Annotated in this window: 12 protein-coding genes; 3 read left to right on the top strand and 9 right to left on the bottom strand. The window is 45.7% G+C overall.

Going from position 1 to position 16,363, the window contains the following annotated elements; translation table 11 throughout:
* Positions 1-397: 397 nt before the first annotated feature.
* The 7 genes from GVN16_RS13380 to msrB form a co-directional block, all read right to left on the bottom strand.
* Positions 398-1,675, bottom strand: a complete 1,278-nt coding sequence (locus GVN16_RS13380; protein ID WP_166564413.1) for an MFS transporter — start codon at positions 1,673-1,675, stop codon at positions 398-400.
* Between the two features lie 188 nt (positions 1,676-1,863).
* Complete coding sequence (locus GVN16_RS13375) at positions 1,864-3,168, bottom strand: serine hydrolase (protein ID WP_229244170.1); 1,305 nt, start codon at positions 3,166-3,168, stop codon at positions 1,864-1,866.
* Between the two features lie 28 nt (positions 3,169-3,196).
* Positions 3,197-4,816 (bottom strand): long-chain fatty acid--CoA ligase, encoded by a 1,620-nt coding sequence (locus GVN16_RS13370; RefSeq protein ID WP_166564412.1) that lies wholly within the window; start codon positions 4,814-4,816, stop codon positions 3,197-3,199.
* 10 nt (positions 4,817-4,826) lie between these two features.
* On the bottom strand, positions 4,827-6,008 hold the full coding sequence (locus tag GVN16_RS13365) for an acetyl-CoA C-acyltransferase (RefSeq protein ID WP_166564411.1): 1,182 nt from the start codon (positions 6,006-6,008) through the stop codon (positions 4,827-4,829).
* 21 nt (positions 6,009-6,029) lie between these two features.
* Positions 6,030-6,767 carry a 3-oxoacyl-ACP reductase FabG gene (gene fabG, locus GVN16_RS13360; RefSeq protein ID WP_166564410.1) on the bottom strand — a complete coding sequence of 246 codons (738 nt, stop codon included), beginning with the start codon at positions 6,765-6,767 and terminating at the stop codon, positions 6,030-6,032.
* An 83-nt stretch (positions 6,768-6,850) separates the two neighbouring features.
* Positions 6,851-7,441 carry a Crp/Fnr family transcriptional regulator gene (locus GVN16_RS13355; RefSeq protein ID WP_166564409.1) on the bottom strand — a complete coding sequence of 197 codons (591 nt, stop codon included), beginning with the start codon at positions 7,439-7,441 and terminating at the stop codon, positions 6,851-6,853.
* A gap of 239 nt (positions 7,442-7,680) precedes the next feature.
* Positions 7,681-8,166 carry a peptide-methionine (R)-S-oxide reductase MsrB gene (gene msrB, locus GVN16_RS13350; RefSeq protein ID WP_166564408.1) on the bottom strand — a complete coding sequence of 162 codons (486 nt, stop codon included), beginning with the start codon at positions 8,164-8,166 and terminating at the stop codon, positions 7,681-7,683.
* Positions 8,167-8,496: 330 nt separating this feature from the next.
* On the opposite strand from msrB, the gene GVN16_RS13345 reads away from it, so the two are divergent.
* The gene (locus tag GVN16_RS13345; RefSeq protein ID WP_166564407.1) at positions 8,497-9,222 is read left to right on the top strand and encodes a DoxX family protein; all 726 of its coding nucleotides are present in this window, start codon (positions 8,497-8,499) and stop codon (positions 9,220-9,222) included.
* Positions 9,223-9,229: 7 nt separating this feature from the next.
* Here GVN16_RS13345 and GVN16_RS13340 read toward each other — a convergent pair whose 3' ends face one another.
* A complete protein-coding gene (locus GVN16_RS13340; protein WP_166564406.1) occupies positions 9,230-10,570 on the bottom strand; it encodes a neutral/alkaline non-lysosomal ceramidase N-terminal domain-containing protein in 1,341 nt (446 codons plus the stop codon).
* A 226-nt stretch (positions 10,571-10,796) separates the two neighbouring features.
* A complete protein-coding gene (gene aroB / locus GVN16_RS13335; protein WP_166564405.1) occupies positions 10,797-11,822 on the bottom strand; it encodes a 3-dehydroquinate synthase in 1,026 nt (341 codons plus the stop codon).
* Between the two features lie 217 nt (positions 11,823-12,039).
* On the opposite strand from aroB, the gene GVN16_RS13330 reads away from it, so the two are divergent.
* Both GVN16_RS13330 and GVN16_RS13325 read left to right on the top strand, forming a co-directional pair.
* Complete coding sequence (locus GVN16_RS13330) at positions 12,040-14,715, top strand: DUF1553 domain-containing protein (RefSeq protein ID WP_166564404.1); 2,676 nt, start codon at positions 12,040-12,042, stop codon at positions 14,713-14,715.
* 1 nt (position 14,716) lies between these two features.
* A complete protein-coding gene (locus GVN16_RS13325) occupies positions 14,717-16,186 on the top strand; it encodes a DUF1501 domain-containing protein (RefSeq protein WP_166564403.1) in 1,470 nt (489 codons plus the stop codon).
* Positions 16,187-16,363: the final 177 nt, after the last annotated feature.

The raw sequence follows: 16,363 nt of genomic DNA, 5'->3' as shown, positions 1-16,363 counted from the left end.
AGTTAGATATCGGCTTACATACGCAAATAATTGTGATACAGATGCTTATATCACCGAAAATAATCACCAAAAACTAAGAAAGCAAGAATTTGAGGTTAAATTTTATTAAGCGGGAGCGAAATCCTGAAAGTTTCCTATACGGGAAAATCGGGGCCGGATCTGTGATTAAGATATCTTGTTGAAAAGGAGTGAGCGGGAATTTTTAAACTGTCAGCTCTCATGGGTCCGGCAAGCTCCGGGGCCATGAGCTTTTCAGACCAGGCTGTGGAGCCTGTACCTCTTCTGCCTGTCTTGACAAAGGCTGACAGGGTTATGGTTTTGATGACCGGGTAAAACGCAGTTCACATTTCCGTTGCGGTGAAACCTTTTCAGGGCTGATGATTTTAATTTTTTTATATCACGATCGCATTTTTTTTGAGGTATAAAAAAATGTCAGTGAGGCAAAAACACTGATAACCGGTATTAAATAAAGTGCCATCCTTAACGATTCATTGCCGTAGCCGGCCTTCAGCTGATCACTCAGCATGCCGACCGCCAAAGGGCCAAAGCCCAATCCAATGAGATTAAGCACGAAAAACAGGATAGCCGATGTAAGTGCCCGCATATTGGCAGGTACCATGGCATGTGCTACTGAGACGGCCGGACCAAGATACATACTATGAAGAAAGGTAGCGACTCCAAGACAAAGGAGGACAACAAATAGACTTTCAGAAGTCAGTATGCCCACCACAAAAATGGCCGAAACGATAATTGCTATTGCCGGAATGATCAGGTACCATCTTTTATCAGTTTTTCCAAAATAATCGGTAAGATATCCTCCCAGGAAGGTTCCCAATCCTCCGCCGATCCCAAATATCAGGCCCAGGTAGATCCCTATTTCGGAGGTTTGCATGCCATGTAACCGTATTAAAAAAGAGGGGGTCCAATTAAGCAGGCCATAAATACAAAACACGTGAAGCCCGCACGCCAGGGCCAGAAAAGTAAAGGTTTTGGTTGCGTACAGGTATCGTAACACGGTTTTCAGGGTTGGCTGGTCCAAAGTCCCGGATTGGTTTACATCTGTAGCTCCTTTCCGGGGCTCTTTTATGGCCAGGTAACAAAAGACAGAGAACAGCACTCCGGGAATTCCGAGGGTAAAAAATGCGACCCGCCATCCGAGATGCTGATTGAGAAAGCCTCCCATAAGAAAACCTACCAGCATACCGAGATAAATTCCTGTTGAATAAACAGAAAGGGCTGTAGAACGCTTTTCAGGGGGGAAATAATCCGATATCATGGCATGCGCCGCCGGGCTTCCGCCTGCTTCTCCGATACCCACTCCTATGCGAGCCAGTAATAACTGGACGTAATTCTTCGATAACCCGGAAAAGGCCGTCATCAGGCTCCATAAACCCAGTGAGACCGCAACAATATTTTTCCTGTTTCCCTTGTCGGCGAGGCTTGCTATCGGAATGCCCAGTGTTACATAGAAAATGGCGAATGTAAACCCTGAAAGCAGGCCCAGCTGAGTGTCACTCAGCTTTAACTCAGCTTTGATAGATTCCTGAAGTATGACTAAAAGCTGTCGATCGACAAAATTGAAAACATATACAATCGTAAGCATCACCAGCACATAGTTGCGATAGCCAACACCGGCAACTGCCGTATTTTCGTTTTTACTCAGATCATTTGACATAGCTTAGGGGTTAAAATATTAAACTGACGTTTTATCAATAAGTACCTGTTATTCAATATCGTTTACTATAAAATGAAAAGACGATTAAAAAAAATTCAGGACATGACATCCTTGTTCCGTTTTCCTTTCTCCTTGTTCCTTTCTCCCAAATCAACACTTCTTCATTACGTAAACAATATTGTTTTTTATTAATCATTCAGGGCCTGATATACCAGCGGCTTAAAAGCTTTGTCGGTATCCGTTACATGCGGCCCCCATACCTGGCGGTAAAGCAATACAATCATTTCTTCTTTAGGGTCGACCCAATACGTGGTTGAAAATACACCACCCCAGGAATACGTTCCGGCCTGACTCGGGCCCAGGCGGCTTCCATTTTCCGTAATAATGGAAAACCCGAAACCAAACTTGTTTTCACCGACACTTAGGTCGCCGATCTGATTCATGGTCATCATTCTTACGCTGTTACGTGATAAGAGCCTGACACCATTGTATTGCCCTCCGTTAAGGAGCATTTGCAGGAAAACCGCATAGTCTGTAATAGTAGAAGACAAACCGCCTCCACCTGAAAAATAATCAGTGTGTTCCAGGGGGAAATTCAGATTCAGAGTTCCTCCAAAGACAGAAGCTTGTTGATGAAGTCCTGTCGAGTCTTCCTGGAAAAAATTAACCAGCTTTGAAGATTTTTCCTTTGGCACATTAAAATAGGTATCATTCATTTTTAAAGGTTTAAATATCTTTTTCGAAAAATATTCTTCCAATGTCATTCCTGACCATATTTCTATCAAATACCCTAACAGATCGGTATTAAGCCCGTATTTCCATTTTTGTCCCGGCTGAAAAAACAAAGGCAAACCTGCCAGTTTAGTCATGGCCTCTGAAAGCTTTTGATTTTTTGTGCCTACCCCTCCCGTTAATGCCGATTTGGCGTAAATAGCGTTTTCTTCCGGTGTTCCTATGGCCGGGTAACCTAACCCGGAAGTATGATTCAGCAAATCCCTGATCGTAATCGGGCGATAGGCCGGCACTGTAGTAAACGTACTGTCTTTAGCATTGAAATCTTTTAAAACAGCCACTATCTTATACGCCGGAATATACTTAAATACCGGGTCTTCGAGCGAAAACTTACCTTCTTCCCAGAGCATCATTGCCGCCACAGTAGTAATGGCTTTGGTTTGAGAAGCAATTCTGAAGATTCCATTTTTATCCAGGGGCTGCCTGGTATTCAGATCATTATATCCGTATGATTTATGAAATACCACTTTACCTTTCCGTACGATCATAGCGACAGAGCCGTTGATCCATTGTTTCTTAACCCAGTCAGCCATAGCGGTATCTAAGCGGGAGAGTCTCTGACTTGAAAAACCGGCGTTTTCGGGCTGGGCTGCCACCAGTACTTTCGGTTGGGTTTGAGATGTTCCTTCCAAAACAATTGACAAGCATAAGATAATTAAAATCAGCATTTTTCTTTCGAAAGGCTTCAAGGTAAACGGCATACTTTTCATGTTTTTTAAATATTTAATTTTATACATTATCTTCTTCCAGGTATCGGCTTCTCAGGGCAGATTTCATTGTTTTCCCGACGGAGGTTTTGGGCATGGATTCAATAAAATGATATTCTTCCGGGATCCAGAATTTAGCCACTTTATCTTTAAGAAATTCTCTCAATTCCACCGCCGAGACCTTATGACCCTCTTTCAGGACCAGGTATGCACAAGGCCTTTCGATCCATTTGGTATCCGGGATGCCGATTACAGCAGCATCTGATACCGAAGGGTGGCTCATCAGGGTATTTTCAAGGGTTATCGAACTTATCCATTCTCCGCCTGATTTGATAATGTCTTTGGTGCGGTCTTTTAACTCAATAAAACCATTGGGATGAATAACGGCAATATCCCCGGTTTTAAACCACCCGTCGTCCGTAAAACTCTCCGAAGGCTCGTCAGCCAGGTAATAACCCGAGGCCACGCAAGGTCCCCGGACTTCCAATTCGCCGGGCGATTGCCCGTCCCAGGGTATCCATCCATGTTCTGTTTTACCCCGTACTTTCAGAAATGGCACCGGCTGTCCCTGTTTACCGGCGTACTCAAGCTGAAGGTCTTTATTTTTAGCTTTTATTTCAGTAGTAACAGGAGCGGTGCTTCCCAGGGGCGAAAGTTCAGTCATACCCCAGGAATGAAGTACTGAAACGGCATGTTTCTCCTGAAAATCCTTTATCAGGTATTTTGGAGCAGCAGAGCCCCCCACGATAATTTGTCTCAGCACCAATTTATATCTCTCCTGATGCTCATTCAGGTAATGCAGCATGGTTACAAATACCGTAGGAACTCCCCCCGTTATGGTAACTTTATGTTCAGCGATCAGCTCCAGCAAATCCGGTGCATCTGAATAAGGTCCGGGTAATACCAGCGAAGCCCCCGAAAAAGCACAGCTGAAGGGAAAGCCCCAGGCAGCAGCATGAAACATAGGAACTACAGGCAATACCACATCATTTTCAGTAATGCCGATTCCTGAACAGCTTAATAAAAGCGTCATGGCATTTAATACTACCGAGCGATGGGAATAAAGAACCCCCTTGGGTTTGCCTGTCGTACCTGAAGTATAACAAAGCATTGCCGCAGTGTTTTCATCACCATTGAAAGGCTGAAATATTTCTGAGTCAGCCCATTCCAGAACCTCTTCATAAATAAGGTAATCTTCACAAACCGGTTCGTCAGATTGCCGTATGACTATTATTTTTTCAGGAGAAATATCCGCCCTGAATTTCTCAAAAACGGGTAAAAGCACCTGGTCGACTATCAGTATTTTATCGGAAGCCTGGTTGATAACGAATGCCAGGTCTTCAGCACTGAGGCGGATATTGAGCGTATGTATGACAGCACCTGTTGCGGGAATGGCAAAATAGGCTTCCAGATGCTGGTAATGGTTCCAGCAAAATGTAGCCACCCTGTCGCCTTCTTTTACTCCAAGTTTTTGAAGGGCACTGGATAATTTCTTTGATCTCTCTGCCAAGGCTTTATAATTATACCGGTGAATACTTTTATCAGGCAGCCGGCTGATGATTTCTTTATGGCCCGTGAGGCTTTCAGCCCTTTCCAGAATGGAAGGGATAAGCAGCTGGCAATCCATCATTAATCCTTTCATCGCTATAAGATCAAATTACTTCAAATAGACCTGCGGCTCCCATTCCACCGCCCACACACATGGTACACACTACATACTTAACCCCCCGCCTTTTCCCTTCCAGCAGGGCGTGGCCGACCATCCGGGCACCGGACATACCATAAGGGTGACCAATAGAGATGGCTCCTCCGTTAACATTTAACAGCTCATCGGGAATGCCCAGCCTGTCCCGGCAATAAATGACCTGTACGGCAAATGCTTCGTTTAATTCCCAGAGACCAATATCATCCAGCTTAAGTCCATGTTGTTTCAAAAGTTTAGGCACTGCGAAAACCGGTCCTATACCCATCTCATCCGGTTCACAGCCGGCCACAGCCATGCCTCTGTAGATACCCAATGGATTCAGTCCCGATTTTTCAGCTTTCTTTGCTTCCATCAGCACCGAAGCCGATGCCCCGTCTGATAACTGACTTGCGTTTCCGGCGGTTATAGTTCCTCCTTCATTGACCAGCCTGAGGCCAAGCAGGCCTTCCATTGTCGTAGTGGGTCTGTTTCCTTCATCTTTGCTCAGAACAATTTCCTCAAATCGCTCTTCTTTCGTATTTTTATCAATAACCTGTTTGGTTGTACTTACAGAAATCACTTCATCATTAAATTTCCCGTTTATCTGGGCAGCAGCCGTTCGCATCTGGCTTTGATAGGCATATTCGTCCTGTTTTTCGCGACTGATTTTATAACGCTTAGCGACAATCTCGGCCGTTTCCAGCATAGGCATATAGATGGCCGGCCGGAGTTGTATCAGTTGCTTGTCAATCATCTGATAGGTGTTCATGTGACTATTCTGAACCAGGCTGATGGATTCTACTCCGCCACCTATGGCCACTTCCATTCCATCGCAAACAATTTGTTTCGCCGCTGTAGCTATGGCCATCATGCCCGAGGCACACTGCCTGTCTATGCTCATGCCACTGACTGATACAGGCAGTCCTGCAGCCAAAGCCCCCAGTCTGCCTATGTTAGGAGATGTAGTTCCCTGCGGCATGGCACAGCCGATAATCACATCATCGATTTCCTGAGGGTCAATTTCAGCTCGTGCAACGGCTTCTTTGATAGTCAAGCCCACCAAAGTGGGTGCCGTGGTGGCATTAAACGCACCCGAATAGGCTTTTCCAATAGGTGTACGTGCCGTGGAAACAATAAGTGCTTCTCTCATAGTAATACTTTTAGCATTAAATTATCGTGTAAATCCGCCATCGACATTCAGGCATACGCCATTTACATATCTTGCCTCGTCTGAGGCCAGAAAAAGATAAGCATAGGCCACATCCTCAGTATTGCCCCAAAAACCAAGCGGCACTTGTGTTATCATTTGATTACGCACCACTTCCGGCATGAGATCGGTCATGTCGGTTGAAATAAAACCCGGGGCGATACAATTCGAGGTGATGCCGTATTTGCCCAATTCCAGGGCCCATACTTTGGTCATGCCAATGATGGCCGACTTGGTGGCCACGTAATTGGTCTGTCCATAATTGCCGCGTATTCCAACCACCGAAGAAGCAGAGACTATCCGGCCATAGTTTTGGTTTTTCATGACGGCAGCTACAGCTTTTGTACAATGAAACACACCGCTTAAATTGACAGATATGACATCGTCCCATTCCTGGCTGCTCATTTTCAGAAGGGTCCTGTCTTTGGTTATACCCGCATTGTTGATCAGAATATCTATCCGGCCAAAATGTTCACAGGCCTCATTAACTGCCGAAATTACCGCTGCTTCATCGGATACGGACAATTGTTGAAAAATGGCCTGAACCCCGCCGGATTTTAAGTCATCCACCACGTCCCGGCCTTTCGGCGATACATCCCACAGGATAATTCTGGCTCCTTCTTTGGCAAAAAGCCTGGCAGTGGCCAGACCGATTCCATTTGCACCGCCTGTAATCAGGGCAACTTTTCCATCAAGTCTCATGATAATCTATAATTTATTCTGAGAAAGATACAAATCTAGAATACAATTATGAAGCAAAAATTATCAAATGATAAGAAAGGAAATTAATGGCTGATTTTTTTCCGGATCCGGCTTAATGACACAGGGGTGATTCCGAGGTAGGTGGCGAGATATTGAAGAGGAATCCTTTGCAATAGCTCCGGACGGCGGTTTATCAGATCAATATAGCGTTGTTCAGCCGTTTTACAAATGAAACCTTCAATTCTCTTGGTAGTTTCTATGTACACTTTTTCAAGTAACTGTCTGAAAAAGTTACCCCAAACCGGGTAGGTGTTATAAATGTGCTGAAGATCATGATAGCTTATCTGAAGCAGGCGGCAGTCTTCCAGTGTATGTACATTTTCTAAGGTGGGAGTCTGGGTTAGGAAACTTACATAAGCAGATAACAACTCGTTTTCCTGTGCAAAATGGCGGGTAATCTCCACGCCGTTTTGCAGATAATAATTACGGATCAATCCGGAGCAGATAAAATAGATGTGCTGGCTTGTCTGCCCTTCCCGGAACAGATACTCGTTTTTACCTAAATTGATTTCTTTAAAATAAGAAGCGATATCTTCCCAATGTTCATCACTCAGAGATATATAAGTAAGAGCTAAATTTTTAAGATGCTCCAGACTCGCTGATCTTCCAATCATTTTTTTTGCTGAATTAGACAATGGGTACAGATAAAAACGATTCTCAAACTTACATAAAAAGGGGCATTTATAATTGTGTTGACTAAAAAAGAAGATCACTACCACAAATACGGGTCGTTACCGTATCACAACAGTACAGGCATTAACTGAATCCTCAGATGGTTCTGAAACAAAAAAAGGGGTTTTTCAAAAAGCCACAACGACTTTCGGAAAAACCCTCTCTCCGGTTTCTTAAGCCTTTATTGCTTTACTTCGTCTTTGACAAACTTGATCGAAACCGAATTGGTACAAAACCTCTTACCGGTGGTTTCAAGCGGACCGTCATCAAAAACGTGTCCCAGGTGGCCGTGGCATTTGGCACACATGACCTCCGTCCTGGTCATTCCGAATGTTTTGTCTGTCTGGTAGATTACCGAGCCCTTGATCGCCTGATCAAAAGACGGCCATCCGCAATCCGATTTAAATTTTGTTTTGGAATCAAACAATACATTACCACAGGCAGCACACACATAATGCCCTTTTTCGAAGTGATTCCAGTACTCGCCCGTAAAGGCCCTCTCAGTCCCCTTATTTCTCAATACATCGTATTGTTGAGGGGTGAGTTGCTTTTGCCATTCTTCTTCTGTTTTGTTGACCATTGCTTTATTTTTAACTGATTTGCTTTTTTCCTGTGCCTGACAAGAGAATATCCCAAGCAGAGCGATGATCATGAGTAATTTGTTCATCTTATTTTACTTTAAATGATTAATTCAACCTCCAGGCGGTTATGACTTTAAAACGTCAGAATGTCCTTCCTGGTTTAAAATTACATACGATAGTTGTGAATTAAAAGTTTAGAGGGGGAGAAATGATAGAGTGACAGAATGCCTGCCCGACCTGGGCTTCGCCCCGGGCGGGATAGAATGATAGAATGAGTGAGTGATGGTGAGTGAGTGATGGAATGCTGGGAAGGGATGATCTTGTTGTAAGGGGAGACATTTTTCCTGGATTCATTTGCTTGTGTAAGAAATTTATAATTACTTTGAATTACAAAGTACTTTTAATTTGCAAAATCAATGAATATTTCTTCAGAAATTGGGCGGGTTTACCGTCAGTTAAAAGAAAACAGGTGGATGCTGTATTTTACTGTTTTTTGCAGGATTGCACTGGCGGCAGGCTTTTTACCCTCGGGTTTTGTAAAAATCATGGGTGAGCGGTTCACTTCGTTGTCAGTTAATCACCCCATGGGCAACTACCTGGAGGCCTTGCATCATACCGGCTACTACTATACATTTATCGGGGTTTTGCAGATGACCGCGGCTGTCTTGTTGCTGATTCCGCGGACGGCCCTTCTGGGAGCAGTGCTCTATTTTCCGGTCATTTTGAATATCTGTATCCTGTCTTTTGCCGTAAGGTTTGACGGCTCTCTGCTGACCGCCCCGATGATGGTCCTGGCTAACCTGTACCTGCTTTGCTGGGATTACGACAGGCTCAGATTCATTTTACCTTTTAAAGCCGGAAGCGACACGACAACAAAGAAAGTGCTGAGCAATAAATTCCCAACTGTCTTTTTCGGAAGCGTGTTCCTGACGATGGTGGTTTTGGGTGTCACAGTATATAATGTATATGAGCTGCGTCCCCGGAATACCCCCGGAGAGTGTGACTCGCAATGTAAGGACAGCCGTAATCCGGAGGCGTGCCGGCAATTCTGTGACTGCATCCACCAGCAGGGTCAGCCTTTCAACAAATGCCTTGATGCTTACAATAGCAGTATTGAAAAGGGTACCGTCCGGTTAAAATAATCTGAAACTATTTAACGGCAAGCTTGTCTATCACATCACGAACGGCTTCAGAGAAGTAGGCACCGTTATAGGGGCCAAACCAGCTCATCGTGATGGTCTCGTAGGCATTCATGTCAAAACGGTTATCAGCAGTGATGTATCCTGCATAGCCGCCATTGAAACTGGTGATGATAAGGTTTAAGCCTTTTTTAGAGGCATATTCGTCCAAGGGTTTCATTAATTCGCCCGAAAAGTCGCAGGGCAGGCCTACCATCACGACAGATCCCATTTTAAGGACGTTGACGTGAGTAGGCGAGTCTCCGAAAATCCATCTGAATACCCATGGCCTCAATGCCCAGGTCTGGTTGAGTCTCGGGGAAGGTTTTCGCAGAGGTAATTCTATTTCAAAAGCCTTTAACCCCGGATTTATAAGCGTGGCCTCTTTTTCGTTTTCAGAAAGAATTTCCGTTTTAATGTTTTGCCCCTCACGCGACACTTCTTCAAAATCATTTGTCCCTTTTTCTATAGGCCCCATACTGGCCACTGCCCCTGACATGTACATGGCAAAATCATACCCGTCTTTTTCGAGGGCATCCACCAACACCCCCGGGTAATCTCTTGAGAGCTGGATGGTTTTGGAATTTAAAACTGTGGCATGTGCAGCATAAGTACATAAAATGGCTTTTTTGCCTGGCGTCCTTATTTCTAAACTCCGGATAAAGGGCTCTACCGGATCACCTTCCACCAGCCTGTTCCTGATGTCTGCCGTGTCGATGTCTTTGTGGAAACGCAGCTCTGCATTCTGAGGGTTTTCGGCGGCTTTTTTGATGGACAGAAGGATTTTCCGGGCCAGGAAGTTTTCGATTTCCGGGTCATATTTACCCGCAAACAGCCTTCCTACCAAAGTATTGTACCAGGCTCCGATAGAATTATGAGAGTGAATGGCTCCGTAATAGACATGGATGTCTTTATCCAGTTCTTTTTCGACCAGGACCTTTACTGTAGGAGGAAGTATGAGCAGGTCAGCTGAAACAACCGCCACTTTCTGCGTGCCTTTTTTAAAGAAGAAGGTCCGTACATAAATCGAATCGTGGACACTGTCGTACGATTTCCCTTTCCGGGCTCCGTATCCGGCCAGTGGTACGGGGTTTTCGGGTGTGATATTTTCTTTGGCCCAGCCTGCTTTTAAACTGTCTGTACCGGAATCCGGAGAAATGACCAGTTCATTCATCTGCTTTTTCCATTCGCCGTAGTATGGCATATCTTTATAAGGTGTCCTGTCGATGGTGGTTACCAGACAAGCCACAATGACGAGCAGTACCAGGACAATGGATAAAAGGATGATACCAGCTTTCTTTAAGGTTTTCATAGTACAGAATATCTTCTGATGAATGTATTAAAATCAAAATTAAACAAATATGACTGTCAGATTTTCAAATACCATATGATTGCCCTCAGAGGTAATAATTACTTAACACTCCGGAATCTGTGGCAACGTCGCTTCCCTGAAGATGAAAAAAATCAGTAAGCATCATGCTAAACGTTTCCCCGGATCTTGTTCCGTTTTCCTTTCTCCGTCCTTCTTTTCTCCGGCGTTATCCAATATAATAAGCCAAAGCCTTCTCCATCTCTTTCTTTCCTACCGTCACGTCGAATTTACATGAACCTATTTTGTCAAGAACGGAGAACCGTACTTCCCTGCCGCGATTCTTTTTGTCCTGTTGGGTAAGGGCTATGATGGCAGGAATCTGTTCTGTTTTCAGTTTGACTTTACCGTACAGTGAGAAAATGTACTCTTCTATCTGAATCAAGGCCCTTTCGTCGATCCAGTTCCTGTTAAAGGAAATGAATGCCTCACAGATCATTCCGGCGGCAATGGCCTCTCCGTGAAACAGGCGGTCTTTGCCTTTGTCGAGAAAATAGGTTTCAATGGCATGACCAAGTGTGTGCCCGAAGTTCAGGATTTTTCTCAGGCCTTTCTCTGTAGGGTCTTCTTCCACCACTTTCTTTTTGATTGCTACAGAGTGGGCAATCAGCTCCTCCAGGTTCTGCTCTTCCAGCTCGTTAAAGCGGATCTCGTTCCATTGGTCTGCATCGCGGATGAGGCAATGTTTGATTACTTCAGCAAAGCCTGATCTCAGCTCCCTGTAGGGTAATGTTTTCAGAAATACCGGATCAATCAATACCGCCTCGGGCAAGGTAAATACCCCGATGTGGTTTTTGAACCCGTGAAAATCAATGCCCAGTTTTCCGCCTACGCTGGCATCTACCTGTGAAAGCAGGGTAGTGGGAATCTGTATAAAATCAATGCCTCTTTTGTAGGTGGCAGCACAAAAGCCACCCATATCTCCGGCCACACCGCCACCGAGGTTGATCATCAGGGCGTGTCTGTCGAGTTCAAGACGTGTCATTTCCAGCCAGATCTGTTCGCAGGTGGCCAGGTTTTTATTTTCTTCCCCGCTTTTGACCACAATCAGGCTATGCCTGGGTAAAAAAGGCTTGAGCAGGGGATAACAAAGTCTTTTGGTATTATTGTCTGCGAGAACTACAATTTTTGAGTATGATTTTCCTGCTAAAAAGGCAGAAAGAGAGTCTTGTACGGGAGATATGAAAACTGACATTCTTGTATTTTTTTTGAGGCTCAAATTTAAGGCTATTATTCTGCAAAGACTAAACGTTCATGTTTTTTATCACCCGGTAAAATTGCTTTTTGACAATGCAACCGTTTACATCGGCCGCTTTCGGGGTCTGAACAGGTCAATTTTGTATTTAAAATTGCATTATTTCAGGTAGAAATTGAAAAATACTATGTCTAACTTTGAGGAAAGTTAAAAGTCAATGAGAGTACGGAGTATCATATTTTTATCCACCTTCCTGATATTGGGCACTATCAGCTGGAAAGTTTTTTTTAATGAAGAAGAGGTGGATTACAGCACGGAGGTCAAGCCCATTCTGAATAAACACTGCATTTCCTGCCATGGGGGCGTCAAAAAACAAGGCGGTTTCAGCTTGCTGTTCCACAACGAAGCCCTGGCCAAAACCAAGTCGGGAAAGCCTGCCATTGTACCTTTTCATCCCGAACAAAGTGACTTTATTGCCCGTCTGACCCATCAGGACGCAGAAGAAAGAATGCCTTATAAAAAAGAGCCCTTGAGTGACAAGGAAATAGAAGTGCTGACGAAATGGGTAAAGCAGGGGGCCAAATGGGGGGAACATTGGGCCTATGTAGCCCTTGAGAATGAAAAAGTGCCGGGTAAAAGTGTTTTTTCAAGCCTGTTCGGATTCGGAGCAGAGAAGGAAAACGATATTGATTATTTCGTAAAGGATAAACTGAAGGAAGCCGGCTTGTCTATGTCTGATGAGGCGGATAGGGAAATCCTGATCCGCAGGGTGTACCTGGACCTGATCGGACTGCCACCGACCCCTGCCCAGAGGCGTCTGCATATGGAAGATGATTCGGATGAATGGTACGAAAAAATGGTGGACGGATTGCTGAAAAATCCGGCTTTCGGGGAGCGGTGGGCTTCTATGTGGCTTGACCTGGCCCGCTACGCCGACAGTCGGGGATATCAGAAAGACAATGCAAGAAACATCTGGCAGTACCGCGACTGGGTGATCAGGGCTTATAACGACAACATGCCGTTTGACCAGTTTACCACCGAACAACTGGCGGGAGACTTGCTGCCTGATCCGGACAAAAATAAGTATGTGGCCACCGGGTTTCACCGCAACACGATGAACAACGATGAAACCGGGACCGTGGATGAAGAATTCCGGGTGGCATCGGTCATCGACAGGGTCAATACGACCTGGGACGTCTGGCAGGGAACTACCTTCAGCTGTGTGCAATGTCATAGCCATCCTTATGACCCGTTTAAGCACGAAGATTATTACAAATCTATGGCGTTTTTTAATAATCAGAGGGATGAGGACACACAGGACGAAGCCCCTTTCTACCGGGAATTTGAAAAAGAAGATGAAGTGAGACTGGTGAGTTTTATCAAAAGCCTGCCACCTGATTCAAAATATAAAAAAGACCTCTCGTTTTTCCTGAGAACACTGGAGCCGCGTCATCATGCCCACTATGCTGATCAGTATGTCAACGGGGCCTTGCTGGGTGACCGGAACATAGGATTAAGGAATAACGGAAGCTGCCGTCTACCTGCCATGGAGCTTACCGGTAAGTCTGACCTGCTGATGAACTTAAGAAACCCGAATCCGGGTGGGAAGCTGGAAATCAGGAAAGGGAGCCTGACCGGAGAGGTAATCGCCAGCGTCAGCCTGGATACCATGTCGCAGAATAAACTGTACACTATCCCGATTAAAGAAACTACCGGGAAACACGATCTTTATCTGCTGGCCCGCAATGCCAGGCTTAAGCCTAACCAGGATGTTTTTACGGCCAACTGGTTTGTTTTCCTGGATAAGCTGCCCTTCAGAGAAGATCCGGTGATGATGAAAGAATTCTTCAGCCTGATTTCAGCCAAGACAAAGAACACACCGATCATGCTGGAAAATCACCGGGATTATCAGAGGAATACCCACGTTTTTGAACGGGGCAACTGGCTGGTGCATGGCAAGAAAGTGGAGCCCGGCATGCCAGCCTCATTGAACGCTTATACCAAAGACTATCCTAAAAACCGCCTGGGTCTGGCCAGATGGCTGGTAGATAAAAACAACCCGCTGACCTCCAGGGTGATCGTGAATCGTTACTGGGAACAGCTTTTCGGGCGGGGAATTGTGGAAACCCTTGAGGATTTCGGCTCACAGGGATCCAAACCGGTACATCAGCATCTGCTGGATTACCTTTCGGTCAAATACCGCGAAGAAATGGGATGGAAGCCTAAAGATATGCTTAAATATATCGTGATGTCTGCCACCTACCGCCAGTCATCCGTGATTTCAGATGAAGCAAAGAAGAAGGACCCGCTCAATTATTATTATTCTCATGCTCCCCAGGTGCGTTTGAGTTCAGAAATGATCCGTGACCAGGCTTTGGTGGTAAGTAATCTTCTTAATCCTGAAATGTACGGAAAGCCTGTGTTGCCCTATCAGCCGGAAGGCGTCTGGCAGGCGGTAAACAGCAGCCTGAATTATAAGCAAAGTGAGGGTAAAGAGAATTACAGGAGGGCCATTTACACTTTTGTACGCCGTACAGGTCCTTATCCGCAGCAGCTCACGTTTGATGCCCCGAGCCGCGAGGTTTGTACACAGCGGAGGATCAGGACCAATACGCCGCTGCAGGCTTTGCAGCTCCTGAACGACCCGGTATTTATGGAGGCCTCCAAAGCCATGGGAGCCTGGATGCTCAAGTCCGGTAAGAAAACAGACGACAGAATCAGGCTGGGCTATCAGAAAATTTTCCTGAAAGATATTAAAAAAGAAGACCTGGCGGCTCTGACCGCATTGTATAACAAAGCAGGAAGCCGGACACAAAAAGATAAGGAATTATTCGGGATGACCATCGTGGCCAACACCATGATGAACCTGGATGAATTTGTAACAAAGAAGTAAAATGAGCATTATTAAAGAAGCCCTGGAAAAAGATTTGCACATGCTGAGAAGAAGGCATTTTCTCAAGCAATGTGCCTCAGGTATGGGAGCCATGGCCCTGGGGTCTATGATGGGAGGTTGTAATACCCCATCATCAGGTAATGATATTGCCAGCCAGATCATGGAAAAGCTGCCGCATTTTGCTCCCAAAGCCAAGAGGGTCATTTATCTTCATATGGCCGGGTCTCCTTCCCAGCTGGAGCTCTTTGATTATAAACCTGAGCTGGAGAAATGGCATGGTAAGGATTGTCCGGAAGAATTTCTGAAAGGCAAAACCTTTGCTTTTATCAGGGGTACTCCTAAAATGCTTGGTCCCCAGGGTAAATTTGCCCAGCATGGCCAATCCGGAGCCTGGGTGTCTGACTATCTGCCTCATTTTCAGCATGTGGTGGACGAAGTGTGTTTTATGAAAGCCATGCACACCGACCAGTTTAACCATGCTCCGGCTCAGCTGTTTATGCAGACCGGCAGTGCCAGGCTCGGCCGGCCGGGTATGGGTTCATGGGCGGTGTACGGACTGGGTTCAGAGAACGAAAACCTGCCGGGCTTTATCGTACTGACGTCAAGCGGTCGTTATCCGGAAGCCGGGAAGAGCATCTGGGGAAGTGGTTTCCTTCCTTCAATTTACCAGGGTGTCCACTGCCGTTCTGACGGAGAACCTGTTTTGTATGTCAAAAACCCGGACGGGATTGACCGTGACCTCAGAAAGGAGGCTATCAATACGATCAACGAGATCAATCACAGGAATTACGAGGAGTTCCAGGATCCTGAAACATTGGCGAGGATAGCCCAGTATGAGCTGGCGTTCAAGATGCAGACGGAGATACCGAACACCATGGATATTTCGAAAGAGCCTGATTATATACACAATATGTATGGAACGACCATCGGGCAATCGTCCTTTGCGAACAACTGTCTGCTGGCCAGGAAGCTTGTGGAAAGTGGTGTGCGTTTTGTACAATTGTACGACTGGGGTTGGGATACGCACGGCTCAAGTGCCTCAGAAGCCCTGGAAATAGGACTCTGGAAAAAATGCCAGGAAACCGATCAGGCCATGTCGGCATTGTTGCTGGATCTGAAACAGAGAGGGTTATTGGATGAGACCCTCGTGGTGTGGAGCGGTGAGTTCGGCCGCACACCGATGCAGGAAAACCGCGACAACAAGCCAGCACCTTTCATGGGACGCGACCACCATGTGGAGGCTTACACCATCTGGATGGCCGGAGCAGGGGTTAAAAAAGGCTTTACTTATGGAGAAACAGATGATATCGGCTATTTCGGAGTCAAAGGGAAAACCCATGTACACGATCTGCAGGCCACCATTCTGCACCTGATGGGCCTTGACCACGAAAAACTGACCTACGATTTCCAGGGCCGGCCGTTCAGGCTGACCGATGTGGCCGGTAAGGTGGTGACGGATATTCTGGCGTAAAAGGATTTTGATGATAAATTAATTGCTCGGGTAGATAGGCACGGCGATGCGTATCTACTTGTCTTATAAACACCCCGTCGATACTGATGCCTGTTTCGTCTATTTTTCAGGCCTGAATGAGCATTTGTCATAGAAATGGCATAAATTTACCCCCAGCTGGCGGTTTTGTATACATTC

The sequence above is a fragment of the Emticicia sp. CRIBPO genome, from assembly GCF_009905725.1.
In the GTDB taxonomy this organism is placed as follows: domain Bacteria; phylum Bacteroidota; class Bacteroidia; order Cytophagales; family Spirosomataceae; genus Leadbetterella.
Note: the sequence above shows the minus strand (reverse complement) of the source record. Positions and strands in the feature narration are given on the sequence as shown.

What these genes read in the sequence shown, in the direction of transcription:
- msrB (WP_166564408.1), bottom strand. Translation starts at nt 8,166, where the DNA reads ATGAACAAATTACTCATGATCATCGCTCTGCTTGGGATATTCTCTTGT.
- GVN16_RS13365 (WP_166564411.1), bottom strand. Translation starts at nt 6,008, where the DNA reads ATGAGAGAAGCACTTATTGTTTCCACGGCACGTACACCTATTGGAAAA.
- GVN16_RS13345 (WP_166564407.1), top strand. Translation starts at nt 8,497, where the DNA reads ATGAATATTTCTTCAGAAATTGGGCGGGTTTACCGTCAGTTAAAAGAA.
- GVN16_RS13355 (WP_166564409.1), bottom strand. Translation starts at nt 7,441, where the DNA reads ATGATTGGAAGATCAGCGAGTCTGGAGCATCTTAAAAATTTAGCTCTT.
- GVN16_RS13340 (WP_166564406.1), bottom strand. Translation starts at nt 10,570, where the DNA reads ATGAAAACCTTAAAGAAAGCTGGTATCATCCTTTTATCCATTGTCCTG.
- fabG (WP_166564410.1), bottom strand. Translation starts at nt 6,767, where the DNA reads ATGAGACTTGATGGAAAAGTTGCCCTGATTACAGGCGGTGCAAATGGA.
- GVN16_RS13330 (WP_166564404.1), top strand. Translation starts at nt 12,040, where the DNA reads ATGAGAGTACGGAGTATCATATTTTTATCCACCTTCCTGATATTGGGC.
- aroB (WP_166564405.1), bottom strand. Translation starts at nt 11,822, where the DNA reads ATGTCAGTTTTCATATCTCCCGTACAAGACTCTCTTTCTGCCTTTTTA.
- GVN16_RS13375 (WP_229244170.1), bottom strand. Translation starts at nt 3,168, where the DNA reads ATGCCGTTTACCTTGAAGCCTTTCGAAAGAAAAATGCTGATTTTAATT.
- GVN16_RS13325 (WP_166564403.1), top strand. Translation starts at nt 14,717, where the DNA reads ATGAGCATTATTAAAGAAGCCCTGGAAAAAGATTTGCACATGCTGAGA.
- GVN16_RS13370 (WP_166564412.1), bottom strand. Translation starts at nt 4,816, where the DNA reads ATGAAAGGATTAATGATGGATTGCCAGCTGCTTATCCCTTCCATTCTG.
- GVN16_RS13380 (WP_166564413.1), bottom strand. Translation starts at nt 1,675, where the DNA reads ATGTCAAATGATCTGAGTAAAAACGAAAATACGGCAGTTGCCGGTGTT.